This window comes from Acetivibrio ethanolgignens (genome assembly GCF_001461035.1).
GTDB lineage: Bacteria > Bacillota > Clostridia > Lachnospirales > Lachnospiraceae > Velocimicrobium > Velocimicrobium ethanolgignens.
Genome location: NZ_LNAM01000204.1, coordinates 2,662 through 12,690 on the forward strand (window position 1 = coordinate 2,662; position 10,029 = coordinate 12,690).

The following is a 10,029-nucleotide window of genomic DNA, read 5'->3' on the forward strand; positions in this document are numbered from 1 at the left end:
TTTTTATTTTACACTAAACAATTTAAAAGGGTTTTAATGATTAAAAAAAGGAAAACGCAGCCCTTTCGGACTGCGTTTTCTGTTCGCGAGTGAGTTTAATCCATTTTTCTCTTTGCAGCTCTCTCCTCCAGGGCCTTTAAGGTAGCCTGTGGATTTTCGAACTTGCTTAAGAAAATCATGGCAGCTATAATATATGGTTTATAGCTAGCTTCTTTATATAACGGATTTCTGTAACGGTCGAATACAGTTGCATCAACTTCACCTTCGTCACAGCTTACACCGGTAATGTCTGCTGGCAGGCAGTGCATATAGAGAGCCTTGCCGTCCTTTGTGAGCTTCATCATTTCTTCTGTACAAGCCCAATCCTTGTGCTCAGCGTTCTGAGCTAATAATTCCTGCTCTAGCTTCTTAACGCCTTCCATGTCACCATTTCCGTATAGCTCGGTACGTTTTTCCATAGCAGCGAAAGGAGCCCAGCTCTTAGGATATACGATATCAGCATCCTTGAAAGCTTCTGCCATGCTGTTAGTCTTTGTGAAGGAACCGCCGGATTTCTCAGCGTTCTTCTTAGCAACCTCTTCTACATCAGACATAATTTCGTAGCCTTCTGGATGAGCTAAAACAACATCCATACCCATTCTGGTCATTAAACCAACGATACCCTGTGGTACGGATAATGGCTTTCCATAAGAAGGAGAGTAAGCCCATGTCATAGCAATCTTCTTACCCTTTAAGTTCTCAACACCGCCGAACTCGTGGATAATGTGAAGCATATCTGCCATAGCCTGTGTAGGGTGGTCGATATCGCACTGTAAGTTAACTAAGGTAGGACGCTGCTCTAAGATGCCGTCCTTATTTCCCTGCTGAACAGCCTCAGAAACCTCGTGCATATAAGCATTTCCTTTTCCGATGTACATATCATCACGGATACCGATAACATCAGCCATGAAAGAAATCATGTTAGCTGTTTCACGAACAGTTTCACCATGAGCTACCTGGGACTTTCCTTCATCTAAGTCCTGAACCTCAAGACCTAATAAGTTGCAGGCAGAAGCGAAGGAGAAACGGGTACGGGTAGAGTTATCACGGAATAAAGAAATTCCAAGACCGCTCTCAAATACCTTGGTAGAGATGTTGTTCTCTCTCATGAAGCGAAGGGCATCAGCAATAGTGAAAACAGCCTCTAACTCATCATCTGTCTTCTCCCAGGTAAGGAAGAAATCATTGTTGTACATTTCTTTAAAATTCAGTTTATTGAGCTTATCAATATAATCCTGTAATGTTTTCATTTCAAAATCTCCTATTAATTATTATTTTAAGTATTTAGTTTCTATGTTCATTCCACTCGGGGTTATGGAATTTTTATTCACAATAAAGAGTTGGAAGAGCTGCATAAACAGCGGCACAGGTTACTAAATCCTGCTTCCAGGTCTTTTCGTTTGGAGCGTGAGCCTGAGCTTCAGCACCAGGACCAAAGCCGATACATGGAATGTTGTTACGTCCCATGATGGATACGCCGTTAGTAGAGAAGGTCCACTTGTCTGTTAAAGGACGAGCCTGACGCATTTCCAGAGTTTCAGCAGCACCGATTCTCTTATCGCCGTAAAGGTTTGTATAAGCTGCTTCTAAAGCCTTGGTTACCTTATGATCCTTCGGAATCGCCCAAGTAGGGAAGTAGCACTCAATTTCGTAGACACATCCGGTGTAAGAAGGACGGTCATAGTTATACATGGATACCTTTACGTCATCACCATATTTCTTAACACTAGGCAGCTGGCGGATTTCTTCCAGACAGCTTTCCCAGGTCTCACCGAAGGTCATACGGCGGTCTAAGGATACAGAGCAGGAGTCTGCTACTGCACAACGGCTTGGGGAGGTATAGAAAATCTGGGATGTAGTAACAGTACCACGTCCAAGGAAACGGGCCTCTTCCCAATCCTTGTTGTATTTCTTGTCAAGCATTTTTACAAGTCCCTTGATTTCAGTACCATCCTCTGCATCGTTTTCGTTTAATGCACGGATGTCCTGTAAAATATCAGCCATTTTATAAATTGCATTGTCACCACGCTCAGGAGCAGAACCGTGGCAGGAAACACCCTTAACATCTACGCGGATTTCCATACGTCCACGCTGTCCGCGGTAGATACCGCCATCGGTAGGCTCAGTAGATACAACGAATTCAGGGCGAACCTTATCCTCGTTGATAATGTACTGCCAGCAAAGACCATCACAATCCTCTTCCTGAACAGTACCAACTACCATAATCTTGCAGTCTGCAGGAATCAGGTTCATGTCCTTCATAATCTTAGCACCATATACAGAAGATACAATACCACCGCACTGGTCAGAAACACCACGTCCACCAATTTCTGTTTCTGTTTCATAGCCTTCATATGGGTCGAAGGTCCAGTTATCAATGTTGCCGATACCTACAGTGTCGATATGAGCATCGAAAGCGATGATTCTGTCACCGGTACCCATATAACCGATTACATTACCCTGTGGGTCAATTATGACTTCATCGAAGCCTACTTTTTTCATTTCAGCAGCAATAGTATCAATGTGTGCCTTTTCGTCACAGCTCTCGCCAGGATTTTTAACGATAGCCCGTAAGAATGCGGTCATATCTTTTTCATAGCCCTGAGCTGCCTCTTTGATTTTGTTGTAATCCATAGTAATCCCTCCAAAAAATTATTTACACGTTTATCATAACTATTTATACTGTTTTCCATCCCACACGATTTCCTTATAGCGGTCAGGATCTGTATCTCCCTCGGTAGAGAAGAGGAGTACCTTGGAATTTTCATCCAGCTTTAAGGCCTCCTTTAACTCTTTATACTCCGGCATTGTCATAATAGCAGCCAGAGTACCGAAAGGAGCAGCTCCGGACTCACCGGAAATTACCTGTGGATCCCCCTTCATAGGAGCACTCAACATCCGCATACCCATTGCAGCAGCCCAGTCCGGGGTAGCAATAAAGGTATCTACATGGTTCTTTAAAATATCCCAGGAAATTGTATTTGGCTCGCCGCAGGCAAGACCAGCCATAATAGTAGGCATATCACCATCCACAATCTGCTCAGAACCGTCACCGACTACTGCTCCCTTATATAGACAAGCAGCTTCATCTGCTTCGACTACAACAACAATCGGTGGATTTTCAGGGAATTTATTTGCAAAGAAGCCCTGTACTGCACCTGCTAAAGAACCTACTCCAGCCTGAACAAATACATGGGTCGGACGCTCGCAGCCGGCTTCGGAAAGCTGTTCAGAAGCTTCCATAGCCATAGTTCCGTAGCCCTGCATAATCCATGCAGGAATTTCTTCGTAACCTTTCCAAGCGGTATCCTGTACGACAACACCGTTTGGTGTTTTAGCAGCCGCAGCCGCAGCCATACGAACACATTCGTCATAATTTACTTCTTCAATTGTAGCAACAGCATTTTCAGCCTGGATATTTTTAAGTCTTGTCTGTGTAGAACCCTTTGGCATGAATACAACAGATTTCTGTCCCAGCTTGTTTGCCGCCCATGCAACTCCACGACCATGGTTGCCATCGGTAGCAGTGAAGAAGGTTGCCTGACCGAATTCTTCTCTTAATTTATCGGAGGTAAGTACATTGTAAGGAAGCTCGGAAACATCCTTTCCGGTCTGCTTTGCTATGTACTTCGCCATTGCGAAGGAACCTCCAAGCACTTTGAAAGCATTTAAGCCAAAGCGGTAGGATTCATCCTTTACATAAACCTCCTTCAACCCCAGATACTCTGCCATGTGAGTGAGCTTTGCAAGAGGTGTCTTAGTATACTGTGGAAAACTCTCATGAAAAGCTCTTGCTTTTTTTACTTCATCAACCGCCATAATCGGAAGAGAAGCATCGTCTGTTTTTGGCATTGTGTTTTTTGCCCATTTAATTGCCCTCATAGTAACCTCCTTAATTATTTGTTAATGTCAATGTAGCTATATAAGGTATATTTAGATATACCAAAATATTTGGATATTTTGTCGCCGGACTTTGTGATAAGGAAGGCTCCGGCATCATTTAAAAACTTGATAGCGGCGATTTTATCCTCTTTGGTCATAAGTGCGACCGGTCTGCCGACTAAGGCGACGGACTGCTCAATTAAATCGTCTAATAAATCATTTACATTTTGCACAATTTTTGCAGGCTCGGAGGTCTCTTCCGTCTGTTCACAGCTGGTTATCGACTTTAATGAATTCTCTAAAATTAAAAGATTCGTAATATCAAAGTTGATAGCCAGAAGATAACGAAGAGCTCCTTCAGAGTTGCGGAAATAAATCGTACTGGACTTTAAAATTCTTCCATCGGAGGTCTTGGTAAGATAACCGATGTGGTCCTGCAGGGTGTCCGGGTCTTTTTTCATGGCCTCAAGAACAACTCTGGATGGACCATCGCCTGCCTTACGATGGCTGACATGACCGTTTTCAATATGTACAACGGAATGCTCCAGATTTTCAGCAGACAAATCGTGAATCACGATTTCGCAATCTGAGCCAAATTGACCAGCCAGCCCCTGAGCCAGCTGCTTTAAAAATGTATCTGATACTACCATAATAAACTCCTTCTCGCGCTAGAAATTGTTTGTTTATGATTTAATCATATCACAAAAAAATTACAAGTCAATAGAAAAATACAAAAATTTTTAGGTAAAGCAAATTTTTTTGTAATTCCTGTTGATTTTTTATAATAGTAGTGATAGACTATAGATACATGAAAAATTAAGGGGACTAAAAATAATTAAAGAAAAGGAGAAGAAATTATGATGATTTTAATCGGTAATGGACGGCTTCTTACAAGAGATGACAGTAATCCATGGTATGAAAATGGTGCTGTTCTTGTAGAGGGAACCACAATTAAGAAAACAGGAACAACAGAGGAATTAAAAAAGGAATACCCAGAAGCAGAGTTTGTAGATGCCAAGGGCGGACTTATCATGCCGGGCTTTATCAATGCCCATGAGCATATTTACAGTGCTATGGCAAGAGGGCTTTCTGTAAAGGGATATAATCCAAAGGGGTTTTTAGATATTCTGGATGGCATGTGGTGGACGCTGGATCGCCATCTGACCCTGGAGCAGACGAGAAAGAGTGCAGCAGCTACTTATATTGACAGCATTAAGAATGGTGTGACTACCGTATTTGACCATCACGCCAGCTTTGGTTCCATCGAAAACAGTCTCTTTACTATAGAAGAAGAAGCAAAGCGGCTGGGTGTCAGAACCTGTCTTTGCTATGAAGTATCTGACCGTGACGGCGAAGAAAAGATGAAGGCATCCGTAAAGGAAAATGCAGAGTTTATTAAGTATGCAGCCAAAGATACGACGGATATGGTAAAGGCTATGATGGGTATGCATGCACAGTTCACTTTGTCAGATAAGACATTGGAGCTTTGCAGGGAGAATACACCAGAGGGTGTTGGCTGCCATATTCATGTAGCAGAAGGCATTGAAGACCTGCATGACTGTCTTAATAAGCATGGAAAGCGGATTGTGAACCGTTTATATGATTTTGGTGTTCTGGGACCAAAGACCATTACTGCACATTGCATTTATGTTAACAGCCAGGAGATGGAGCTTTTGAAAGAAACAGACACTATGGTAGTACATAATCCGGAGTCAAACATGGGAAATGCCTGTGGATGCCCTCCAACCATGGAAATTTATAATAGAGGCATCCTGACCGGTCTTGGAACTGATGGCTATACCCATGACATGACAGAGTCCATGAAGGTAGCTAATGTGCTTCATAAGCATCATCTGTGCAATCCGAATGCTGCCTGGACAGAGGTCCCTGGCATGCTGTTTACCGGTAATGCAAGAATTGCTAATCGTTACTTCGATACACCTGTTGGTGTGCTGAAGGAAGGTGCAGCAGCAGATATTATCGTTGTAGACTATGATCCGTTGACACCGATGGATCATACCAATGCTAACGGACACATTCTTTTCGGAGTTACCGGTAAGATGGTGGTAACTACGATGATTAACGGAAAGGTACTGATGAAGGATCGCGAACTTTTACATATTGATGAAGAGAAAGAAATGGCAGAATGCCGTGAAGAAAGTAAAAAGCTCTGGAAGAGCATTAACGGATAAGGGGGTATTTTAACATGGGTGACAGAATGACACCAATCCCATTTGGGGAATTGATGAACTGGGTTTTAACAGAAAAGAAACAGGAAGGCAAGGTATTTGGTATCCGAACACCTTTTAAGGCAGGAGATAAGAAGCTGTCCTTATTTACCGAGCAGATGGAGACACCCTTTGGACCGGCAGCAGGACCACATACCCAGCTGGCACAGAATATTATTGCGTCCTATTATACCGGAAGCCGCTTTTTTGAACTGAAGACAGTACAGATTCTGGATGGCGAGGATCTGCCGGTAAACAAGCCATGTATTCTGGCTGATGATGAATGCTATAACTGTGAGTGGTCTACAGAATTGTATGTACCACAGGCCTTTGATGAATATGTAAAGGCATGGTTTGCCCTGAAGCTTCTTTCTAAGGAATGGGGGCTGGGCGATGAAAACGGCTTTATTTTCAATATGAGCGTAGGCTATGACTTAGAAGGGATTAAATCAGAAAAGGTAAATACCTTTATTGAGGGATTGAAGAATGCTGAAAATACGTCAATCTGGAAGGAATGTAAGGAGTATGCCCTGAATCATCTGGATAAATTTAAAAATATTGATAAGGCTTATGTAGAGAGCATTTCTCCTGTTGTCTGTACCTCAGGAACCCTTTCTACCCTTCATGGCTGTCCTCCTCAGGAAATTGAGCGGATTGCTTCCTACCTGATTGAAGAAAAGGGCTTAAATACTTTTATTAAATGTAATCCTACTTTACTTGGCTTTGAAACAGCAAGAAAGCTTATGGATGATATGGGCTATGATTATGTAGCCTTTGGGGATTTCCACTTTAAGGATGACTTACAGTTTGAAGATGCTGTTCCAATGCTTCAAAGACTTCAGAAGCTGGCAGATGAAAAGGGACTTAAGTTTGGTGTGAAGCTTACCAACACCTTCCCGGTAGATGTAACAAGAAATGAGCTTCCTTCTGAAGAAATGTATATGTCAGGTAAGTCTTTATATGCCCTGACTTTAGCGGTGGCAAAAAAGCTTAGTGATGCCTTTGACGGTAAGCTTCGTATTTCTTATTCTGGTGGAGCAGATTTCTTCAATATTGATAAGATTTTTGCTTTGGGTATCTGGCCAATCACAATGGCAACTACTGTATTAAAGCCAGGTGGATACCAGAGATTTACTCAGATTGCAGAGAAGCTTTATAAAGAGGATTATAAGGAATTTACAGGTGTAGATGTTAAGGGACTGGATGCATTATTAAAGGAGGCTATGGAGGATAACCACCACAGAAAGGCAGTTAAGCCACTTCCTGTAAGAAAGTTAAATAAGCAGGTTCCTTTATTAGATTGCTTTACGGCACCTTGCAGTGAGGGATGTCCAATTCATCAGGATATTCCGGCTTATATGGAATTAGTAGAGCAGGGCAGGTACGAGGAAGCCTTGACTGTTATTCTGGATAAGAATCCGCTTCCATTTATCACAGGTACTATCTGCAGCCACCGCTGTATGAGCAAATGTACCCGTAACTTCTATGAGGAGCCGGTACATATCAGAGGAGCTAAGCTTGTAGCAGCTGAAAAGGGCATTAAGGCAGAGGAGCTTATAGATTGTGCAGCAAATACCGGAAAAAAGGCAGCCGTTGTCGGCGGTGGACCTGCTGGTATGGCAGTAGCTTATTTCCTGGCAAGAGGCGGTGTAAAGGTTACTATTTTTGAAAAGCTCGAAAAGCTTGGTGGTGTAGTAAGAAATGTTATTCCTGAGTTCCGTATTGCCGGAAGTGCTATTGATAAAGACGTTGAGCTTTTAGAAAAGCTTGGTGTAGAAATCAGGACAAATACAAGAGTAAAGGATATTAAGGAATTAAAGGAAGAAGGCTATGACGTTGTTATACTGGCTATCGGAGCAGAAAAGAAGGGTGAGGTAAAGGTAGAAGGTGCTGAGACTGTTAATGCACTGACCTTCTTAGCTGACTGCAAGGAAAACCTGGAAGCTGTAAAGCCTGGTAAAAATGTAGTAATTATCGGTGGCGGTAATACAGCAATGGATGCAGCCCGGATGGCAAAGCGTGTGCCTGGCGTAGAAAAGGTATCCTTAGTATATAGAAGAAATAAGAGAAATATGCCTGCGGATGCAGAGGAGCTGGAGTTAGCGATTGAGGATGGTGTAGAGTTCCTGGAGCTTTTAGCACCAAAGAAGGCAGAAAATGGCGTGCTTATTTGTGATGTTATGAAGCTTGGTGAAGCAGATGAAAGTGGTCGCCAGAAGCCGGTAGCTACTGGAGAGACTACAGAGGTCTTAGCAGATACAATTATTGGAGCTGTTGGTGAGCAGGTAGATGACAAGCTGTTTGTTGCAAATGGAATCAAGACCGGAGAAAAGGGTCGTGCTGTAGTTAATCCGCTTTCCTTAGAATCCAGCGAGGCAGGAGTTTATGTTGTTGGTGATGGCTTAAATGGACCAGCTACGGTAGTAGAGGGTATCCGTGATGCCCGGATGGCAGCAGATGATATCCTAAAGAAGCTGGCAGGTAAGGAGCTTGCATCTACTGAGGCATTTGCAAAGGCAATGGAGGCTGGAAAAGCAGATTATGTCAAGGCAGCAGCGAAGAAAGCAGCCCTTGGCCATGCAGCTTCCGATGAAAAAGATGGTGAAAGATGCCTTTCCTGCAACACTGTGTGTGAGTGCTGCGTTGATGTATGTCCAAACCGTGCAAATGTAGCGATTGTTATGGAAAATGGAAGTGTGCAGATTATTCATGTTGACCGTATGTGCAATGAATGTGGCAACTGTAAGAGCTTCTGTCCATATGCTTCTGCACCATATAAGGATAAATTTACCTTATTCCACACAAGGGAAGACTTTGAAAATAGTGAAAATAATGGATTTCTGACCTTGGCTGATGGAAGAGCTTTGGTTCGTCTGGGAGCAACCGTAGAGGAGCATGATTTAGAGAGCACAGATGGCTTAGAGGAAGGAATTAAGGCTCTCATTCTAAGAGTGTGGGAGAAATATAGCTATCTGTAAGCAGAAAGGCCTGTGGATATTTTTAAGATACTCCGGGACGAAAGTCTCAGAATATAAATTAATAAAAAATAAGGAGGAAATAAAATGACAAAATCAGTAGTGAATGCAACCAATGCACCAGCAGCTGTAGGACCATATGTACATGCAGTAAAGGCTGGAGAGACTCTATATACCTCTGGCCAGTTGGGGCTGGATCCGGTAAGCGGTGAGTTTCCAGAGGGAATTGAGGCTCAGACAGAGCAGTCATTAAAAAATCTGGGAGCTGTGCTAGAGGCTGCAGGCTTATCTTATGCTAACGTAGTAAAGACCACAGTATTTCTGGCTGATATGAATGACTTTGCTGTTGTAAACAGTATTTATGCAAAATATTTTACAGGTGAGGCTCCAGCTCGCTCCTGTGTACAGGTAGCAAAGCTTCCAAAGGGTGGACTTGTAGAGATTGAGGCAATTGCTATAGCATAGTAGCCTATTTTGTCACAAACATTATAAAGAAATAAAGGATTTGATAGAGTGGAAAAGGATTTGTATTTTCCACTCTATTTTATTAAAGATAAATAATATATCAATTTGAAAAGTTGAATTTTGTTGAATGAAAATAAATGAATTTAAAGATAATACAATTGACAATTTTGGTAAAATCATGTATACTGCAATCAAAATAAAAGATTATTTTCATTATTGATATGTAATATCGAATTATATAATAAATTGTTGTGTGAAATTGATGGCTTGATTTTATGGCAGTACAACGAATAAATTAAAAAAGATATCAGAAGCTTAAAATAAATAATGGTAAAACATACTTATGAGAATTCTGATATTTTGTAATTATCTATAAAAAAGAAAGGAGCTTCCTGTATAATTCAAATATAGGGAATTCCAAGAAAGAAGGTTGAGAAAAA

7 protein-coding genes are annotated in these 10,029 nt (G+C 42.0%); 3 read left to right on the forward strand and 4 right to left on the reverse strand.

Features of this window, described 5'->3' with window-relative positions:
* Positions 1–95 precede the first annotated feature (95 nt).
* From ygeW to ASU35_RS16375, 4 genes are all read right to left on the reverse strand, one after another.
* A complete protein-coding gene (gene ygeW, locus ASU35_RS16360; RefSeq protein ID WP_058354046.1) occupies positions 96–1,289 on the reverse strand; it encodes a knotted carbamoyltransferase YgeW in 1,194 nt (397 codons plus the stop codon).
* Positions 1,290–1,362: 73 nt separating this feature from the next.
* The gene (locus tag ASU35_RS16365) at positions 1,363–2,673 is read right to left on the reverse strand and encodes a YgeY family selenium metabolism-linked hydrolase (protein ID WP_058354047.1); all 1,311 of its coding nucleotides are present in this window, start codon (positions 2,671–2,673) and stop codon (positions 1,363–1,365) included.
* 39 nt (positions 2,674–2,712) lie between these two features.
* Positions 2,713–3,921 carry a diaminopropionate ammonia-lyase gene (dpaL, locus tag ASU35_RS16370; protein WP_058354048.1) on the reverse strand — a complete coding sequence of 403 codons (1,209 nt, stop codon included), beginning with the start codon at positions 3,919–3,921 and terminating at the stop codon, positions 2,713–2,715.
* Positions 3,922–3,935: 14 nt separating this feature from the next.
* Positions 3,936–4,571: a helix-turn-helix transcriptional regulator gene (locus tag ASU35_RS16375; RefSeq protein WP_058354049.1), complete on the reverse strand. Its 636-nt coding sequence runs from the start codon at positions 4,569–4,571 to the stop codon at positions 3,936–3,938.
* 210 nt (positions 4,572–4,781) lie between these two features.
* Here ASU35_RS16375 and ssnA point away from each other — a divergent pair, with 210 nt between their 5' ends.
* From ssnA to ASU35_RS16390, 3 genes are all read left to right on the forward strand, one after another.
* Positions 4,782–6,113 carry a putative aminohydrolase SsnA gene (gene ssnA, locus ASU35_RS16380; RefSeq protein ID WP_058354052.1) on the forward strand — a complete coding sequence of 444 codons (1,332 nt, stop codon included), beginning with the start codon at positions 4,782–4,784 and terminating at the stop codon, positions 6,111–6,113.
* A 14-nt stretch (positions 6,114–6,127) separates the two neighbouring features.
* On the forward strand, positions 6,128–9,127 hold the full coding sequence (gene ygfK / locus ASU35_RS16385; RefSeq protein WP_058354050.1) for a putative selenate reductase subunit YgfK: 3,000 nt from the start codon (positions 6,128–6,130) through the stop codon (positions 9,125–9,127).
* Positions 9,128–9,211: 84 nt separating this feature from the next.
* Positions 9,212–9,589: a RidA family protein gene (locus ASU35_RS16390; RefSeq protein ID WP_058354051.1), complete on the forward strand. Its 378-nt coding sequence runs from the start codon at positions 9,212–9,214 to the stop codon at positions 9,587–9,589.
* Positions 9,590–10,029 lie beyond the last annotated feature (440 nt).